Below are 17,142 nucleotides of genomic sequence, written 5' to 3' on the forward strand. Positions count from 1 at the left end.
AAGATGTATAAAACAATACTTAATTAAAGTGGAAATATAAGATTTTAATAAAATGAAAAGGTTTACAACAAAAGACAACAACTAGTAGACTCTAAAATCTTTTTAGAGCCTACGTATGAATGTTAGTTATGTTTTTTTGGCCTATCGGTTGTGGACCTATCGACATATTCCATCGTGAATACGACGTCTTTCTTTCGAATTTGTTTCCCTTCTAACATACTCGTCAGGATCGAGGTTGCTTTTTGTCCAATACCTAGTAAATCCACATGAACCGTAGATAACGCAGGAGTTATAAAGTCTGAAATCGGAACATCATCAGCTCCCACAACGGATAAGTCTTCAGGTACTGATAAGCCAATCATATCAGCTGCTTTAATAACGCCGATGGCTAAATAATCAGATGAGCAAACGATGCCTGTAATGTCTCTATGTTTTTTTAGAAACGTAGCTACTTCTGTTGTAGCTTTTAGAGCATCAAATTCAGCAATTTCAAAAACATTTTCAGCAGAATAATTTAAACCTAATTCATCCATTTTCTCTTTGTAGCCGTTCAAACACTTGACACTATGCATGGAACTCATCGGTCCATTTACAATCCCAATATTTCGGTGCCCTAGCTCATAGAGAGCATTCACTGCTTGTTTGATACCATCTTCATCATCCGGTCGTACACAAGGGAAAGGGGATCCTTCTAAATAGCTACCTACTACGACAATCGGTAATCGAATACTCTCTAACCATTCTAAGCTTAATTCCTCATTTCTAGGTGCAAAAAGGATAACACCATCTACGGCTTGAGTTTCAAGCAGCCGTTTCTGTTGGGAAGAGGTAAACGACATCATCATATTATAGTCCGTCTGGTCAATTCCTTTTGCTATTCCTTCTAATACTGTTGAAAAGAACGGGTTATTTAAAATAAACGATCCCCTTGGAACTACAACTGCAATATTTCCTGTATTTTGTTTAACAAGTCCTCTTGCTCCTAAATTAGGACGATAATCTAATTCTTCCATTACTTTGCGAATTCGTTCTGCCGTTTTCGCACCAACACCAGGTTTATTTGTCAATACTCGTGAGACAGAAGCTGTTGAAACACCAGCTTTAAGTGCCACGTCCTTGATACTTACACTCATAGTACATACCTCCGTGGGTCAAGTATATCTATCTATTATAAACGAGTCCCACCTAAATACTAAAGAGTAGTGGTTGCAAGATTGCCCCCACTACCTACAACATTTATTACGCTTTCACTTCATCTTTTAGTAATCCTACTTTTAGTAGTCCTTGACGAATCTCTTCTACCTCTTCTTCTTTTAAAGGTAATACTGGACGTCTTGCTAATGAACTACTAATTAATCCACGTTGATACATTGCTTCCTTCATACGTAAATGAGAGGTAGAAGAAGGCTCATCCATTTTATATACAGCTTGCTTTAATTCAAAGATACGATCATACACGGCATTAGCAGCCGTTAGATCTTGATCTTTCACACATTTCACTAGTTCTGCAATTAAATCCGGTACAAAACAACCAAATCCAACTAATGCACCGTCAATTCCTTGAACTAAAGTAGGTAACAAGTATTCATCATGACATGTTAAGAGTGAAACATCAGGCGCATTCTTTTTTAGTGCTCGAATATCTACTTCATATTGTGCAATATCTCGTTGTCCAACTTTGATAGACACAACGTTTGGAATAGCAGCCATTTCTAATAATTGGCTAGTTGTATACGATGTTTTCGTCCAAGTTGGATATTGGTGAACAACGATTGAGATATTAATAGCTTCTGCCACGTCTTTAAAAAACTGTACTGGTGATTCTTCTTGCATCCCGAATCGTAGCCAAGAATGTGGAGGCATAAGGAGGATTCCACTCCCTCCAGCTTTTTCTACCGCTTGCGCATGTTGGATAGCCTCGATTGTTCCTTCTGCAGAAACACCAGAGATAACAGGAATGCGACCTTTTAATTCGTCAGCTGCAATTCGTACGGCCTCTGCACGTTCTTCAGGCAATAAAGTCATAATTTCCCCTGTATGACCATTTACTACAATTCCATTAACACCTTCATGACCTGCGACCCAGCGAACTAAAGAACGAAAGCCCTCTTCATCAATTGAATAATCGTCCTTAAACGGAATAAGAACTGCTGGAAATACGCCACTCCATTTTACTTTGTTTTTCATTAAAAACATCCCCTTTTTCAATTTTTAATTTATAGTAATCGTTTACGTAAATAATCATAAAATGAAAACGCTTGATTGTCAATATTATTTTTATTTTCTGACAAAATAAATTAAAAAACTCCCTTTTAACGCTTTTTATTGCAGTTAAAACTATAAAAAACACCAGAAATATAAAGTAAACGTTTACTTATTTTTAGTCGTAATTTTAAGCTTTTATTTTTAATAATTAACTTTAAAATTGGATTTTAAGGTTAATACCTTACTGTTAGTTTTGGAAGATGTGCATCTTGAAAACTATTTATATAAAAAGAAACCTTTGCCCTATATAGGCAAAGGTTTTTCAAATTTATTGGAATAGGGGGAATACGTTATTAGTCTGGCCAGATTTATAGATTCATATACATATATCTTTAAAAATAAATCTGATGATTAACTCTGTTATCAGAAAATAACTTTATATCCGTTTTGTTATCCATCATTACTCAACCTTATCGATAAAAACAAACAAATTTCTCAGGGAATCTTACACGAAATGACTAGAGAACATTGCTACTTTTTGGTTAACCACTATATGGAAAAATTAATTAGACAGGCAGGTCTTCAAAGAATCCGTCTTTTTATTTAACTATAACTCAATATTTAAAGAAGGGTTTATTTTATTGTTATTGAATCTATACAGGACGGTTTATTTCAAATCTCAATTGCAGAGAGGGGAAATGATAATGGCCATTGGAAGAGAACGAGCTGCAAGGAGTATTTTGGGTCAATCAGGATTGAGGAATAGAAATCCAGACAACGCTACGTTTGATGAAAAAGAAACAAAACCTCGTGCCTCAAATTTTGAAAAAGTTCCGACTCCTCGTGAGGGTTCTACTCGAACAGCAAGGATGGCAGAAGAATATAGGGCTGAATATAAAAGGGTAAAAAGAAGAGAGCAATTTTTGCAAGATACAATAGATTTATTAAGTGATTGTAATAACAAGGAATCTGTTGAAGAGTTAAAGGAATTAATTAATTTAGCAAAAGAACGATTAATTATGTATAAAGGTAAATAGAATTTATTCCTTTTTCTATTAAAGAAGTAGTATAATATGGATACGTTCACATTCACATTTGTGTGAGTGCATTTTTGCTAGGAGAGAGCAGCCAGTATATGATGGTTGCTCTTTTCGTATTTGTAAGAAGATGTGACTATATAAAAGATTGGTTTAGAGTATTCACTCTCAGAAATGAATCAAAGAGAGAAATTAGAAGTGAGGAATAGCGCTCTTTGCAAAGTGCAATGAAGAAGCTAGGTATAATGGAGTCAGATATTTTTCAAATACAAATGGTGGAGGTAGATACCAATTAGGTAATGGAATCGGAATTCTTTAGATACTATGTAGCTACTGCAGTAAGCTTTCCTATCCACTCCAAATATAAAAAAGAAGCCACCCCTTGGTAACTTCTTTTTTATTCTAATATGCGTGTGTAATCAATATTATAAGGAATAGCACGGACCAAGCAGTCCCAAAAACCATAAATGAGACTCGCATAAGTTTCTCGGCTGAAACTTTCAATGATTTTCCAATAATATTGAAGAAGAGTTTAAGTACCTATATGTCAGGGGGCGAACTAATTTCATCATATGGACGCTTCCACCCGGCATACATAATAAAAGCACTCCCGAAATCATGAAAAAATGATAACAACTGCCATTAAAGTCCTGCTTTCTTTTATAGTCTAAATACCAACTTACATACTATATATGTAAGGACTCTCTTATTCAAAAATGAACCTTATAGTTTAAGTTTATTTCTCCACTTTATAAACAGGAAAATTTAATTTTAATAAAACTGATAAGACTCTAGAGGTAAAAGTAACGAAAAGGCAAATGTATAAAGCGAAAGGGTGAGGGATTTTATCATACGTAAAAATAAGACTAACGGACCCCAAAATTGATGCTATCGCATAAATTTCCTTTTTAAATACATAAGGTATTTCTTTTGCGAATATATCTCTTAAAACACCCCCACCGATTCCTGTTATAAGGCCCATAGCAATAATAACAAAGGAATCGTTTCCGTGATACACCATTACTGTATTTGAACCAACAGCTGTAAATACACCTAATCCTATAGCATCAGAAACTATAATCATATTTTTTATTGTAGATACTTTATTGTAAAAACACCATGTTAATAGTCCAGCGATTAGACTAACAAAAAAATAACTAGGCTTAATGAAAGCAACAGGTGGTATATTACCTATCAGTAAATCTCGGATAATTCCTCCACCTAAAGAAGCAGTGACACCTAAACAAATAACTCCAAACAAATCTAGTTGCTTTTTAATGCCTATTAATACTCCAGAGACACCAGCAGCTATAATACCGAGGTAGACAAAGATTTCTATTAAAAGCATTTTAAAAGTTTCCTCTTTTCACATTATAATTATCACAAAATTATTTAGTAGATAACCCTATTAAAAAACAATATTAAGTCCTTACCAAACTCTCTGGTAAGGACTTAATTTTATCTACCAATTACTTTTAAACTTAATCTCCTTAATGAATACCTCGGTGCTACCTCCTGGAGTTGTTAATACTAATTTTTCTCCAGCTGAACGTAATAACAATTGACTCCCAACAGGGGATAAAAATGAAATATTTCCCTTATCCGGATCAGATTGATCTGGGAAGCAAATGGTGAATTGTTCAGTTTGCTTGTTGTCCAAGTACATTAACGAAACCTGGCTTTCAATAAAAATTTTGGGTACAACAGAAATATCTTCAGACAGAGCACTAAAGCTTAATAGGTATTTTTGTACCTCATGAGTATACTTATAAAAGAAATTTAGATATTCTCTCGTATCAGAAGAAAAATAGGAAGAAATAAATTCTGTACAGTTTTTGTCTATGAAAGCCAATTGACGTATTAAGCTTTCACCTAAAGGATGATATACTTTATGGCTCATAGTAGACTACCCCCGTACCATGATTAAGTCCTTTGCAGATTTTCATTTTTAACTTCATAAAAAACCCTCCAACATATATAAATATTAAGATTATTAGATAATCTTCAATACATCATACCACATAGGGGTACAAGTTCCTATCTTATAATGACTAACAAAATTATTCTTGTTTCGGTACAAAAATTTTAATTCACTCGTAAGCAACCTCTTAATCTCAGTTATATTGGTACTACTATTCTAAAAAGTTATGTTGTGGATATGGAGAAAGATAATTTTTTCAAATGGAAACTGAATAAGTCCTGTCTTTGCGATGTATTGACTTTGTTTTTAATAGGTAAGATATAATTGTTTATTTGTATGTAAGGCTTCAATCAAGGTGAAATTCATCTGTTCCATTTGCTCTTCTGTTAAAACAGGCTAAGCTATTTCTGTTTGCTTATTTATCATTTCCTTTATCCCCCTTATATATTGCTCTGGCATGATGGCTAATGGATACCATTTTTTCATTTTATCAATATTTAATTTTAAAAAATCTTTTGTTTTAATGTTATGTATCCGTGTAGCTATGTGTACATTGATAATGATTTTTTTAACCTTTCTTTACTTAAACGTAGTTTTCTCTCATTCGGTTTATATCTACTCTAGGTGAAAATCCAAACATTCGTGAATATTCTCGACTGAATTGTGATTGACTTTCGTATCCGACCCTGAATGCGACATCAGCTACATCTGTCGACTCAGCTAATAACAAGCGCCTCGCTTCCTGCAATCTCAGTTGCTTTTGAAACTGAATGGGACTCATTGCCGTTACATCTTTAAAATGTCGGTGTAGCGATGAAACACTCATATTTGCTATTTTGGCAAGCTCTTCAATTCGAAAAGACTCTTCATAATTATTGATGATATGATTTATAACTTCTCTTATTCTAAAGGTATTGCTACCTTCTAATGACATTTGTTCAAGCACTTCACCATGTGGGCCTTGTAAGATCCAATAGAGAATTTCTTTTTTTAATAATGGAGCAAGAACAGGGATATGTTTTGGAGTGTCTAGCAAAGATGCTAACCTTGCTACTGCGTCCAACAGAGATGGTTCTATTTTGCTAACATACATAGCTCGTTTTGCGTTCTTTCCCTGAAAGGTATTAATAGTTGTCTCATTTAGAACCTCTAAAACTTGGCTACAAGTAAATTCAAGTTTGAAGGCTAAATATGGGGACTCGGCTGAGGCTTTAATGATTTGCCCTGTAACTGGTAAGTCAACGGATGCCACAATGTAATGACCGGGACCGTACAAAAATCGTTCCTCTCCCAATAGTACCTCCTTCTCTCCTTGAAGGATCATGCAAAAAGATGGTTCGTTAACTCTAGAAATGGGTTCAGTATTAATGGATTCGCGGATGAGAAATAAAGATGGAATAGTGGTAGGGTGAACACCATCCTGCTTTGAAAAATGTTCAATGAGTGTAGCAAGTTCACCTTGCTGTTTGTAGGATTTCTTGGACATCACTCATTCTCCTTTTCTTCATTTTTGATTCATTATAACTGATATTCATTAAGTCAGTAAGAGAGTTTGAGAGTATTGGGCAAAAACTTAATAGTAATGTGCTAAAGATTTATTTACGATTTATGACATAATTAATTATGATAAGTCACGATAAAAGTGGCAAATAATCAAGAGAGAGGGAGCAATCGAATGGAGTATGTAAAACTTGGTAATACAGGCTTAGAGGTATCTCGACTTTGTCTTGGATGTATGGGTTTTGGAGATGCTAACAAATGGCTTCACCAATGGGTACTTAATGAAGAGGACTCTCGCCATGTTATAAAAAAAGCCCTCGACTTAGGGATTAATTTTTTTGATACAGCAAATGTATACTCATTGGGTACAAGCGAGGAATATCTTGGACGAGCTCTTAAGGATTATGCTAATCGTGATGAAGTTGTCATAGCGACTAAAGTACACGGACAAATGCATAGGGGTCCAAACGGATCTGGCCTTTCCCGAAAAGCAATTATGAGTGAAATCGATAAAAGCCTTAAGAGGTTGGAAACTGATTATGTAGATCTTTACATCATCCATCGCTGGGATTACAATACCCCTATTGAAGAAACGATGGAGGCATTACATGACGTGGTAAAGGCTGGCAAAGCAAGATACATTGGTGCTTCTGCCATGTACGCTTGGCAGTTCCAAAAGGCATTACATATAGCAGAAAAAAATGGTTGGACTAAGTTTGTGTCCATGCAGAATCATTTAAACCTAGTATACCGTGAAGAGGAACGAGAAATGTTACCTCTTTGTAAGGAAGAGAAAATTGCTGTCACTCCATATAGCCCTCTTGCATCAGGGAGGTTAACGCGTGATTGGTCAGTAACAACCCATCGTTCTGAGACAGATCAAATTCAAAAATCTAAATACGATGCGACTGCGGATGCCGATCGGTTAGTTGTGGAGCGAGTAGCATCCATCGCAGAAAAATATGATATCCCTCGTACACACATTGCACTTGCCTGGTTATTACAGAAGGAAACAGTAGCTGCTCCTATAATTGGTGCTACGAAAATATCGCATCTTGAGGATGCCGTAGGTGCTTTATCTGTTAAGCTAACAACTGAGGAAATTAAGTTTCTTCAAGAGCCATATGTACCACATTCAATAGTTGGCCATAATTAATACTAGGAAAGCTTTTATAGAAAAAGTGCCCTCATCTCCTTAGGCAGGAACTGAGGGTGTGATTTATAAAGTTTTAATACTGTCTGATAAAGTTTGTTAGACAATACTTTAATCCTTGCTGAGTCTCAAACACTACGTTTTGATTGAGTTATTAAAAATATTCACAACCTTGATTTAAAAGTGCCCGAACAAAAGACATAGATTAAACGTCCAGTGTTGTTCCATTTGTAAAGAAAATACTTTTAACGTTAGATTTATGTATAACAATGAAATTTATATACAAGTGGAATTAAAACTTCATAAGATACATATTAAAAAGACAAAAAGAGCTACTAGAAAAAATTAGTAGCTCTTTCTTAAAATATATTGCCAACTCGTAATAATAAGGTTTTTTCATTTATTGTACAGTAATAGCTAAAAATCTTGCTCCTTCCACATCAGCCCAATTTCTTGTTCTCTTTGCAAAACCTTCTCCAGATAACGCTCAGTGGTCTTACGATCACTGTGACCCAGTTCTTTTTGAATTAAAAAGATATCCGCGCCCTGTTGTCTACTATAAATAGCGTAAAAGTGACGAAAATAATGAGGCGTAATCCTGTCATTCCGTTCTTTTATAAAAGGTAACTCCGTGCGTTCAATAATACGCACAATATAATTACTTAAGTTTTTGTACTGATAGTAAACACCATCTTTAGTTGGAAATAATGGACCTTGATCACTTGAATTTAGTGCTGTACTGACATGACGTCGTTCTCGAAAAGCAAGAATGCGTTCATATAGGGATGGATGGAGTAACTTATCAAATTTTTTTCCACCCTTTCCTACTCCTCTTAGTCGATAATGGCCACTTAAACTATCTAGATATACATCTCCCCAAGAAGCTTTGGCAATTTCTTGTACACGAAGACCCGTCATAGCCAACATTGTTAATAATCCATAATTAATAGGATGGTCCTTATAGTAGTCTAGAAGCTGTTTAACTTCATGGTAATACAAATCTCGATTTGGAATTTCTTGCTCAGATAGTGACGTGCTTAAGATTTCTTTATGTAATGGATGCTGTATATACTTCGTTTCATGTAGCCATTTCATAAAACTTTTTAAAGTCGTCATTTTAGCGTCTAAGGTTGCAGGTGAATAAGGTTGCCCTCCCTTTCCTAACAATGCGGTGCTTAAATAATCCTGGTAGTTCCGTATATGCCAAGGACGTAGATTTTTAAAAATAGTTTCTTCTATATAATAGTCAACATCTTGGCGCAAGAACGACTCACTTTTTACCGCATACTGATAAAACTGCAACAAAATCCGTACATATTCGGTTTTTGTATTTTCTTTTCTTTCTCTGTCCTTTCGAATGTGCTTTCGTTGGTGGACATAGTAGTACATCATTTCTCCATCCGTAAAATCACTGAACATATTTTCGTTTTTTCGCTGGTGATGCTCATTTCTTTCTTCTAATGCATCATAATACTTACTATCTAGCATCAATGAAACGATTTTGTTGAAATCCCCTCTTCTTTCTCTTACTTCTGTTCCTATATGTACTAATGAGAAATTTCGCATAAAACCTCTCCTTTTGCAAAATGTGTCTTCTTATTTATAGCTCTTACTTGTGTAAAGATATTTTCTTCACTATGTAAGGGTTAAGTTTGTATTTATATGTATATAGATGATAAAGAACCTTTAAAACGCAATGATAGTTTTACTAACAATATTTAAATCACTAACTATCTTAGTTAAACATCTAATATTTTTATAATTAAATATATATTTAAAGTTATTTATTATATTTATTACTTCTTAATTGTAACTTATTTAAAAGTAAAAGTATAAACATACTTTCTATAAAAATAGTTTACTATTTATATATTTTGTAGAAAAATCTCCTATTTGTCATCACTAAGAGTAAATGATAAAACTTAACTTTTTATAAGTTGGTTATACCATTTACATATCTATAATAAAAACTTTTAATCTATAACTTTATATTAATATGTTATAATTAATTAACACTTAAAAGAAAAAGAAAAGGAGCGTATGTTATGATCGATAACTATATTAAGATTATTACCATTGAAGATGTGATGGAGATGTTATCTGTTTCATCAAAGAAAACCATTTATACATATATTCAACAAGGAAAATTAAATCCTATCAATAAAGATGACTGGCATATTGAAGGACGTTATGAATTTGATATCGAAGATGTCGTACGTTTACAAGAAGAGTTAAAAAAACCTGCACTTACAACAAAAGAGGTAGCGCAGCAACTCGATATATCGGTCAATACCGTCACTAAGTACATTAAACAAGAACTCTTGCCTGCGTTCCAAGCAGAATACCGGGGTATGAATTGTTACTTTGTGAAGGAAGAGGATCTAGAAACGTTCAAGCGTACACATGAAGTAGGACGCAAACCGAGTAAGCGTCATTTCTATCATGTTGAACAAAATATTGCCCTCTTTCAGCTTTTTGTAAAGAAAGGCGAAGAAAAGGAGCAGTTTGCTCGTATCATCTCGGTAGAAGATCCAATTATGGCTGTTACAGAGCAACATGAAGAGATAACATTAGAGGAATTACTTCACCGAGGCTTTGAAGAAGCCTATGAGATTGAATCGAAAAAAACGATTACCAAAGAAGGCTATGCGACATTTGCCTTTAAGCAAACAGCTTATGCAAAATCACAGCTTTATAAGCTCATGGATTTATTCTATCAATATCTAAGCCCGACCAATATGAGGATTACACCACAAGAAGAGAAAGAGCAATTTATCGTTGAAATCAAACCGGTATTGTTCATGGAATCAGCACAAGAAATCGTTGAGCTATTAGAGTCAGTCCTTGTCTCAGGGAAAATTAATAAGCGTAGCCGTGGCATTTACATTGATAGCGACTTAGAAGTTATACGGGTAAAAGTAACAAGTGATTTGAAAGAAGAGTTACAACAAAAAGCGAAAGAATTAGGTAAAAGAAACATTGAGGAATTGTTATTGTACGCTGTACAAAAATTATAAAATAGATTAAAAAGTGTTTAACCTAATAAAACAAGCTAATAAAATTGGCTTGTTTTTATCTACATAATAGAATAAAAAGTACATCTCTGGAGATGGTACGATAAACTGGACACTAAATTAAGAGAAAAAGGTGATTCGGTTTATGGGTAGAAAAGTTTATGATCGTCAATTTAAAATGGCTGCAGTTCAGTTGGTACTGGAAGAGAACCTATTTGTAAAAGAGGTTGCGAAAGAATTATCTATTCATCCTAATACGCTATATCGTTGGGTAAGTGAATACGAAGAATATGGGGAAAGTGCGTTTCCAGGCCGTGGGAGCGCACTTTATAATTCCCAGTATGAAATGAAAAAGCTTAAACGTGAGAATGAAGTTTTACGTGCAGAAATACAGGAGATATTTAAGGAACATAAGGGTCGATACGGATCTTTAAGAGTTACAAAGGTTCTTGAGAAGAAGGGAATCAAGGTAAACAGAAAAAGAGTAGGAAAACTGATGCGTCAAATGAACCTATATGCGAAAGGAAGCAGGTATCGCTATAAACGTTATAATAAAAAATCACCTTCTATAGAAAGACCCAACCTCCTAAATCAAGTTTTTCACACAGACGGACGAAATAAAATATGGGTCGGTGACATTACCTATATCCCTACTCAAAAGGGTACTTTATACCTTGCGGTATTTGTGGATATGTACTCGAGAAAAGTGAGTGGCCAGTCTATGAGTACACGGATGAAAGATTCTCTTGTGATAGACGCTTTTTTACAAGGATATAACAAAGAACATCCTCCAACCGGATTAATTATCCATACAGACCAGGGATCCCAATATACAGGTAGTAATTTTCAAGCCATACTGAAAAAGTATGGTGCTGTTTCAAGTGTCAGCAGAAAAGGAAACCCCTACGATAATGCATTAATGGAATCTTTTTATAAGACCATAAAAAGAGAGCTCATTCATGGTGCCAAATTTACAACACCAGAACAAGCTCGAAAAGAAGTATTTAAATATATAGAGCTCTATTACAATACCAAAAGAATGCATTCTTCTCTGCATTATCTTTCCCCTATTGAATACGAAAAAGCCTATTCATCATAGTATCTTAACTTAGTGTCCAATAAATATTGACAAGTCCAGTTGCTTAAATATAAATTGTCTAACTTTTTGGGTTCAGTTCAGGATCAGTAGTTTTTTCTGTTTCATGAATGGTAATCAAGAGTTAGCTGACGTTGCAGAGCGTCTTGGGTAGTTTGCTCAAAATACAAGATTTTATGTATTTAGTCTTTAGAGTTAATTTGTTTTTTTAAATCAACCATTCTTTTTTGTCCCCATTCATACATCATGTCTACTATAGGTAACAATGTTATTCCGAGTTCAGTCATCGAGTATTCAACTCGAGGAGGAATTTCAGGAAAGACTTCTCTATGTATGATTCCATCTTCCATTAGTTCATGTAACTGGTTTGATAATATCTTATGAGATATTTTTGGAAAGAGCTTTTGAAGGTCACTAAATCGATGTGGGCCTTCTACTCCTAAGTGCCATAAAATCACAATTTTCCATTTTCCACTAAGGATAGATAAAGTAAGTTCTTTTTCACAATTAAAATCGCCATTTAGTATCTTTTTTCTAATTTCTTCTCGCAATGTATCTGACATCAATCTCATTCTCCTTTTGTTCTTACAATAGTAACCTTTTAGTAACCTCCGCACAATAAAGTGCGTTCTTCACAGGATACAAAGGCCAAGTTAAACTATATTTAGGTTTTAAATAATTTTTATATTTCAGGAGGAAGACATACAATGAGTAAGAAAGCACTATTTATTATACCACCGGAACGATTCAATGAAGATGAATTATTTCATCCAAAAGAAGCATTAGAAAATGAAGGTATTGAAGTAACAATTGCAAGTACAAAAACAGGTGAAATCATAGGAGATTATCAAGGTAAAGTAGAATCAACTACTCTTTTTACTGATGTTTCATCTAATGATTATAATGCCGTAGCTGTTATTGGGGGTTCTGGCACAAACGATTATTTATGGAATAACCAAGACTTACAAACTTACTTAAAACAAGCTTACGAGCAAAAAGTTCTTGTAACTGGAATTTGTGCAGGTTCAGTTTCTGTAGTTCAAACAGGTCTTCTTGAAGGACGAACAGCAACATGTTATCCAGTAGATATACAGATTAATCAATTAAAAGATAATAACGTAAAATATGTCTCAGAACATGTTGTCGCATATAACGACATCATTACTAGTGATGGTCCAGATGGTGCAAAAGAATTTGGTCAAAGTTTAGTAAAAGCTTTGAGATAATTTTTAAGTAATAAAGAGATTTTAATTAAGACAGAACTTTCTTTAGATAATAGTAAACCCTCCTTTTTTAAGGAGGGTTTACTATCGTTTAATTCCGATAAAATCCATTATGTAATAAATGCAATTGAGAGGGTTCTTCAAAATTCATAATCAGCTACCTATAAGGTACATTAAGGTAACCTAGGTTGTATATGGTATACACATCTTGATAAGATAGGAATATTTAAGCCCAAAAATACAAAATAAATTGGGATTCCCCATAAAGCATTGGCCATAATCGATAAGGCTGTTACACCACCATCTAATAGCCCGTTTGGTGCTAACATCGTTTCTAATCCCATAGCAACGATTGACGCCCCAAAAGTTAAAAAAACATACTCAACAAATTTTCTCATCATCTCACCTCAAAATATGTATTATTCTTGATTCCTTACTATAAAACAGTTCAGCTATAATCCTTTACAACACAGGAATATTATTTACCTTTTTCCAGATTGTACTCCTTTATTTCCCTTATGCACTGAGTCATTGCAAATAAAAAGACCACAGGTCTTGACTTATTAAAAGTCTACTTGTGGTTTTAATCCCCTCTTTTTAGAACGATTGCTATTTAATAGACGCACTTTTATTGGCAGGAGTATCCATCACATTCTCCATATAGTTTTTACCCCATTTATACATGGAATCCAGTATTGGCATTAAGCTTTTTCCTTGTTCGGTCAATGAATATTCTACTTTTGGCGGAACAACAAGATAGACTTTTCGTTCAACAATGAGGTCGTCTTCTAGCTCGCGTAATTGGTTAACAAGCATTCGTTGAGTAATGCCCGGCATAAGAGCCTTCAGCTCACCAAATCGCTTCTTGCCCTCTTTTCCTAAATGCCACAAAATCAGTATTTTCCATTTACTTCCAATAACATAAAGCGTTAATTCTTTTTCACAATTAAACATTTTGTCCTGCATACGTGACATTTGTTTCACCTCCACTTCTATATAGAATAATCCATAGTATACTTTTTAACACTATGTAAAAATAAAGTGCGTACTTCCACACTTTCAATATACGGATTATACTAACATGGTACCATCGTTAACAAGAGCATTGGTTACAGTTGCCAGGAGAAATGAAAGTGAGCAATGGGAATTATTATTACTGTGCAACAAACTTAAAAAATTATGAGGAGTGAAATATAGATGGAATTACAATTAGCATTAGATTTAGTCAACATTCCAGAAGCAATCGAATTGGTAAAAGAAGTAGAGGAGCATATTGATATCGTAGAAATCGGAACACCGGTTGTGATCAACGAAGGTCTCCATGCTGTAAAGGCAGTAAAAGAAGCGTTCCCTAACTTAAAAGTATTAGCAGACCTAAAAATTATGGATGCTGCTGGATATGAAGTGATGAAAGCTTCCGAAGCAGGTGCTGATATCATCACTATTCTTGGAACGGCTGAAGATATGTCGATTAAAGGTGCTGTAGAAGAAGCGAAAAAACAAGGTAAAAAAGTCCTTGTCGATATGATTGCGGTAAAAGACCTTACTGGACGTGCTAAAGAAGTGGATTCTATGGGCGTGGATTATATTTGTGTTCACACGGGCTACGATCTTCAAGCAGTCGGAAAAAATTCTTTTGAAGATCTACAAACCATCAAAAGTGTGGTTAAAAACGCTAAAACTGCCATCGCAGGCGGCATTAAGTTAGAAACACTTCCAGAAGTCATTAAAGTAAATCCAGACCTTGTCATTGTAGGTGGAGGGATTACTGGACAAGCTGATAAAAAAGCTGCTGCTGCAAAAATGCAACAAATGATCAAAGAACAAACGGTTACAGCAGGTTAATCCTAAGATGCAGACGACTCAATATTTAGCAGAAATCTTAAAAGAGCTTAATCATTCAGCTGACTTAATCGCAGATGAAGAAGCTGAAAAACTCGTCAATGGGATACTTGAATCGAAAAAGGTTTTTGTCGCCGGTGCAGGCAGATCAGGCTTCATGGCCAAATCCTTCGCCATGCGGATGATGCATATGGGAATTGATTCTTATGTAATCGGTGAAACGGTAACTCCCAACTTTGAAAAAGAGGATATCTTAATCATCGGATCCGGATCCGGTGAAACAAAAAGCTTAGTCTCCATGGCTGAAAAAGCAAAAAGCATTGGTGGTAAAATTGCAACTGTCACGATATTCCCTGATTCCACTATTGGACAGTTAGCAGATGTCACCATTAAATTGCCTGGATCACCGAAAGACCAATCAAAGGGTGATTATAAAACCATCCAACCAATGGGCTCACTATTTGAGCAGACCCTTTTACTTTTTTATGATGCCGTCATCTTGAGATTCATGGAGAAAAAGGGATTAGATACCAATAAGATGTATGGCAAACATGCCAATCTTGAATAAAACATAGTCCTAAGAATGTAATAACCAAAAGACCCCAAAGTTTCTTTAGAATGTCTGCGGTCTTTTGGTTATTCTTTAAAACATCATTTTGTTATTATTAATAATTATTCTAAAATTTTCAAATAAGGAATGATATCATGATTTCACTAAAAGGAAAAACTGCTTTAATTACTGGGGCAGGCAGAGGAATCGGTCGTGCTACTGCGATTGCTTTAGCAAAAGAAGGAGTTAATCTAGGATTGATTGGATTAACGATGTCAAATCTTGAAAAGGTAACCGCAGAACTAGAGCAATATGATGTGAACGTTTCAGCAGCAACAGCAGATGTAGCCGATCTTGAAGCAGTCCATCATGCTGTTGAACACATCAAATCAGACCTAGGTTTTATTGATATTTTAATCAACAATGCAGGTATAGCTAAATTTGGCGGTTTTCTTGATTTAACTCCTGAAGAATGGGAAAACATCATCCGAGTAAACTTGATGGGTGTATATAATGTAACAAGAGCCGTTTTACCTGATATGATTGAAAGAAAATCAGGAGATATTGTGAATATCTCCTCAACTGCGGGTCAAAAAGGAGCACCTGTTACAAGTGCTTACAGCGCTTCTAAATTTGCTGTTTTAGGACTAACAGAATCACTCATGCTAGAGGTAAGAAAGCATAATATCCGTGTAACGGCTTTAACACCAAGTACAGTTGCAACTGATTTGGCAATTGAAACCAATCTTATCAGTGGAAATCCTGAAAATGTTATGCAATCAGAAGATTTAGCAGAGCTGCTTGTAGCCGGATTAAAGCTTCATCCAAGAGTCCTAGTAAAGACTTCAGGATTATGGTCAACTAATCCTTAATTTGAGAAGCGATCGACTCGTCTTGTCTATATTGGATAAGAAGCAGGAACCTAGTTGTAAAGTGTACCCTTTGTAAAGGATATTTTTTAAAAATTATTAGGTAGCCTGAAGAAGATGACCTCTGTATTATACAGGGGTCATCTTTTTTAGGTTCCATTGATATCTGTTATGGTTATAGTAAGTAATGTAATTGTCTATTTTACGTTTTAGTTCATCTAAAAACTCAATTAAGGAAAAGAGAATAGAATTATATCCATTTTCTAAAACGTATAGATTGAGATGATGGTAATTACTAATAAATTACAAATTATCCATCCACTATAAGAATATACCTTATACTAAACAAGACGGAACATTTTAAAGGGAACTCTTTTAGACGTATATTTAATTACTATAAATTTTCACAAATCTACCTTTTAAAACCTACAAACACTGGGTGGCTTTTTATTTTATTAACGATAATAATTACTTTAACATCTTGTGATAGATTTAAATATCTCGTCCGTAAACGTATAGAATAAAGGGAGATTATACAGAAAAGACCACAAATTAAGGGACTGACCCCTGATTTCGAGACAGGGATCAAAACACCTTTTAAACAGCCAGTTGTCGGTATTGTACCGGTGACTGGTTGTTTAGTTTCGTTTGAATACGGATATGGTTATAATAAGTAATGTAGCTTTCGACAGTTTGTTCTACGATGGCAGTCGTAGTACATGTTAACTCGTC

18 protein-coding genes and 1 pseudogene are annotated in these 17,142 nt (G+C 34.7%); 8 read left to right on the plus strand and 11 right to left on the minus strand.

From position 1 onward, the window contains the following. Window positions 1-122: 122 nt before the first annotated feature. Together BG04_RS28915 and BG04_RS28920 are read right to left on the minus strand one after the other, a co-directional pair. Window positions 123-1,133 carry a LacI family DNA-binding transcriptional regulator gene (locus BG04_RS28915; protein ID WP_034655784.1) on the minus strand — a complete coding sequence of 337 codons (1,011 nt, stop codon included), beginning with the start codon at window positions 1,131-1,133 and terminating at the stop codon, window positions 123-125. A gap of 106 nt (window positions 1,134-1,239) precedes the next feature. After that, window positions 1,240-2,187: a dihydrodipicolinate synthase family protein gene (locus BG04_RS28920; protein WP_028413776.1), complete on the minus strand. Its 948-nt coding sequence runs from the start codon at window positions 2,185-2,187 to the stop codon at window positions 1,240-1,242. A 722-nt stretch (window positions 2,188-2,909) separates the two neighbouring features. Here BG04_RS28920 and BG04_RS28925 point away from each other — a divergent pair. After that, window positions 2,910-3,242: a hypothetical protein gene (locus tag BG04_RS28925; RefSeq protein WP_034655783.1), complete on the plus strand. Its 333-nt coding sequence runs from the start codon at window positions 2,910-2,912 to the stop codon at window positions 3,240-3,242. 736 nt (window positions 3,243-3,978) lie between these two features. Here the strand turns inward: BG04_RS28925 and BG04_RS28930 are convergent. The 3 genes from BG04_RS28930 to BG04_RS28940 form a co-directional block, all read right to left on the minus strand. Continuing rightward, a complete protein-coding gene (locus BG04_RS28930) occupies window positions 3,979-4,590 on the minus strand; it encodes a trimeric intracellular cation channel family protein (RefSeq protein ID WP_034657086.1) in 612 nt (203 codons plus the stop codon). Between the two features lie 114 nt (window positions 4,591-4,704). Further along, window positions 4,705-5,142, minus strand: coding sequence for a GreA/GreB family elongation factor (locus BG04_RS28935; protein ID WP_034655781.1), 438 nt, complete (start codon window positions 5,140-5,142; stop codon window positions 4,705-4,707). Window positions 5,143-5,746: 604 nt separating this feature from the next. Continuing rightward, window positions 5,747-6,649 carry an AraC family transcriptional regulator gene (locus tag BG04_RS28940; RefSeq protein WP_034655779.1) on the minus strand — a complete coding sequence of 301 codons (903 nt, stop codon included), beginning with the start codon at window positions 6,647-6,649 and terminating at the stop codon, window positions 5,747-5,749. Window positions 6,650-6,838: 189 nt separating this feature from the next. Here BG04_RS28940 and BG04_RS28945 point away from each other — a divergent pair, with 189 nt between their 5' ends. After that, window positions 6,839-7,819, plus strand: a complete 981-nt coding sequence (locus BG04_RS28945; protein WP_034655778.1) for an aldo/keto reductase — start codon at window positions 6,839-6,841, stop codon at window positions 7,817-7,819. A 414-nt stretch (window positions 7,820-8,233) separates the two neighbouring features. Here BG04_RS28945 and BG04_RS28950 read toward each other — a convergent pair whose 3' ends face one another. Further along, the gene (locus BG04_RS28950; RefSeq protein WP_034655773.1) at window positions 8,234-9,382 is read right to left on the minus strand and encodes a tyrosine-type recombinase/integrase; all 1,149 of its coding nucleotides are present in this window, start codon (window positions 9,380-9,382) and stop codon (window positions 8,234-8,236) included. 479 nt (window positions 9,383-9,861) lie between these two features. Here BG04_RS28950 and BG04_RS28955 point away from each other — a divergent pair, with 479 nt between their 5' ends. Together BG04_RS28955 and BG04_RS28960 are read left to right on the plus strand one after the other, a co-directional pair. Beyond that, window positions 9,862-10,833, plus strand: coding sequence for a helix-turn-helix domain-containing protein (locus BG04_RS28955; protein WP_034655771.1), 972 nt, complete (start codon window positions 9,862-9,864; stop codon window positions 10,831-10,833). A gap of 142 nt (window positions 10,834-10,975) precedes the next feature. Beyond that, the gene (locus BG04_RS28960; RefSeq protein ID WP_082181085.1) at window positions 10,976-11,929 is read left to right on the plus strand and encodes an IS3 family transposase; all 954 of its coding nucleotides are present in this window, start codon (window positions 10,976-10,978) and stop codon (window positions 11,927-11,929) included. Window positions 11,930-12,108: 179 nt separating this feature from the next. On the opposite strand, the gene BG04_RS28965 is transcribed toward BG04_RS28960, so the two are convergent. Further along, the gene (locus tag BG04_RS28965) at window positions 12,109-12,489 is read right to left on the minus strand and encodes a winged helix-turn-helix transcriptional regulator (RefSeq protein WP_034655767.1); all 381 of its coding nucleotides are present in this window, start codon (window positions 12,487-12,489) and stop codon (window positions 12,109-12,111) included. A 144-nt stretch (window positions 12,490-12,633) separates the two neighbouring features. Here BG04_RS28965 and BG04_RS28970 point away from each other — a divergent pair, with 144 nt between their 5' ends. Next, window positions 12,634-13,152, plus strand: coding sequence for a DJ-1/PfpI family protein (locus BG04_RS28970; RefSeq protein ID WP_034655765.1), 519 nt, complete (start codon window positions 12,634-12,636; stop codon window positions 13,150-13,152). A gap of 170 nt (window positions 13,153-13,322) precedes the next feature. On the opposite strand, the gene BG04_RS28975 is transcribed toward BG04_RS28970, so the two are convergent. Then, window positions 13,323-13,547, minus strand: coding sequence for a YitT family protein (locus tag BG04_RS28975; protein WP_034655763.1), 225 nt, complete (start codon window positions 13,545-13,547; stop codon window positions 13,323-13,325). A 211-nt stretch (window positions 13,548-13,758) separates the two neighbouring features. Continuing rightward, the gene (locus tag BG04_RS28980; RefSeq protein ID WP_034655762.1) at window positions 13,759-14,124 is read right to left on the minus strand and encodes a winged helix-turn-helix transcriptional regulator; all 366 of its coding nucleotides are present in this window, start codon (window positions 14,122-14,124) and stop codon (window positions 13,759-13,761) included. Between the two features lie 222 nt (window positions 14,125-14,346). On the opposite strand from BG04_RS28980, the gene hxlA reads away from it, so the two are divergent. The 3 genes from hxlA (at window position 14,347) to BG04_RS28995 (ending at window position 16,413) form a co-directional block, all read left to right on the plus strand. Beyond that, window positions 14,347-14,994, plus strand: a complete 648-nt coding sequence (gene hxlA, locus BG04_RS28985; RefSeq protein WP_034655760.1) for a 3-hexulose-6-phosphate synthase — start codon at window positions 14,347-14,349, stop codon at window positions 14,992-14,994. Between the two features lie 7 nt (window positions 14,995-15,001). Further along, entirely contained in the window at window positions 15,002-15,559 is a 558-nt protein-coding gene (gene hxlB / locus BG04_RS28990; protein WP_034655759.1) for a 6-phospho-3-hexuloisomerase, read from the plus strand. Window positions 15,560-15,696: 137 nt separating this feature from the next. After that, window positions 15,697-16,413 (plus strand): 3-ketoacyl-ACP reductase, encoded by a 717-nt coding sequence (locus tag BG04_RS28995; RefSeq protein WP_016766130.1) that lies wholly within the window; start codon window positions 15,697-15,699, stop codon window positions 16,411-16,413. 126 nt (window positions 16,414-16,539) lie between these two features. Here BG04_RS28995 and BG04_RS30475 read toward each other — a convergent pair. Then, a pseudogene (locus BG04_RS30475) lies at window positions 16,540-16,629 on the minus strand (IS3 family transposase); the annotation flags it as partial. Between the two features lie 378 nt (window positions 16,630-17,007). Then, on the minus strand, window positions 17,008-17,115 hold the full coding sequence (locus tag BG04_RS31900) for an IS3 family transposase (protein WP_414702715.1): 108 nt from the start codon (window positions 17,113-17,115) through the stop codon (window positions 17,008-17,010). Window positions 17,116-17,142 lie beyond the last annotated feature (27 nt).

The organism is Priestia megaterium NBRC 15308 = ATCC 14581 (assembly GCF_000832985.1).
Lineage (GTDB): Bacteria > Bacillota > Bacilli > Bacillales > Bacillaceae_H > Priestia > Priestia megaterium.

Excerpts from the sequence above, each read along its gene's own strand:
- BG04_RS28915 (WP_034655784.1), bottom strand. The coding sequence starts at position 1,133 with ATGAGTGTAAGTATCAAGGACGTGGCACTTAAAGCTGGTGTTTCAACA.
- BG04_RS28920 (WP_028413776.1), bottom strand. The coding sequence starts at position 2,187 with ATGAAAAACAAAGTAAAATGGAGTGGCGTATTTCCAGCAGTTCTTATT.
- BG04_RS28925 (WP_034655783.1), top strand. The coding sequence starts at position 2,910 with ATGGCCATTGGAAGAGAACGAGCTGCAAGGAGTATTTTGGGTCAATCA.
- BG04_RS28930 (WP_034657086.1), bottom strand. The coding sequence starts at position 4,590 with ATGCTTTTAATAGAAATCTTTGTCTACCTCGGTATTATAGCTGCTGGT.
- BG04_RS28935 (WP_034655781.1), bottom strand. The coding sequence starts at position 5,142 with ATGAGCCATAAAGTATATCATCCTTTAGGTGAAAGCTTAATACGTCAA.
- BG04_RS28940 (WP_034655779.1), bottom strand. The coding sequence starts at position 6,649 with ATGTCCAAGAAATCCTACAAACAGCAAGGTGAACTTGCTACACTCATT.
- BG04_RS28945 (WP_034655778.1), top strand. The coding sequence starts at position 6,839 with ATGGAGTATGTAAAACTTGGTAATACAGGCTTAGAGGTATCTCGACTT.
- BG04_RS28950 (WP_034655773.1), bottom strand. The coding sequence starts at position 9,382 with ATGCGAAATTTCTCATTAGTACATATAGGAACAGAAGTAAGAGAAAGA.
- BG04_RS28955 (WP_034655771.1), top strand. The coding sequence starts at position 9,862 with ATGATCGATAACTATATTAAGATTATTACCATTGAAGATGTGATGGAG.
- BG04_RS28960 (WP_082181085.1), top strand. The coding sequence starts at position 10,976 with ATGGGTAGAAAAGTTTATGATCGTCAATTTAAAATGGCTGCAGTTCAG.
- BG04_RS28965 (WP_034655767.1), bottom strand. The coding sequence starts at position 12,489 with ATGTCAGATACATTGCGAGAAGAAATTAGAAAAAAGATACTAAATGGC.
- BG04_RS28970 (WP_034655765.1), top strand. The coding sequence starts at position 12,634 with ATGAGTAAGAAAGCACTATTTATTATACCACCGGAACGATTCAATGAA.
- BG04_RS28975 (WP_034655763.1), bottom strand. The coding sequence starts at position 13,547 with ATGAGAAAATTTGTTGAGTATGTTTTTTTAACTTTTGGGGCGTCAATC.
- BG04_RS28980 (WP_034655762.1), bottom strand. The coding sequence starts at position 14,124 with ATGTCACGTATGCAGGACAAAATGTTTAATTGTGAAAAAGAATTAACG.
- hxlA (WP_034655760.1), top strand. The coding sequence starts at position 14,347 with ATGGAATTACAATTAGCATTAGATTTAGTCAACATTCCAGAAGCAATC.
- hxlB (WP_034655759.1), top strand. The coding sequence starts at position 15,002 with ATGCAGACGACTCAATATTTAGCAGAAATCTTAAAAGAGCTTAATCAT.
- BG04_RS28995 (WP_016766130.1), top strand. The coding sequence starts at position 15,697 with ATGATTTCACTAAAAGGAAAAACTGCTTTAATTACTGGGGCAGGCAGA.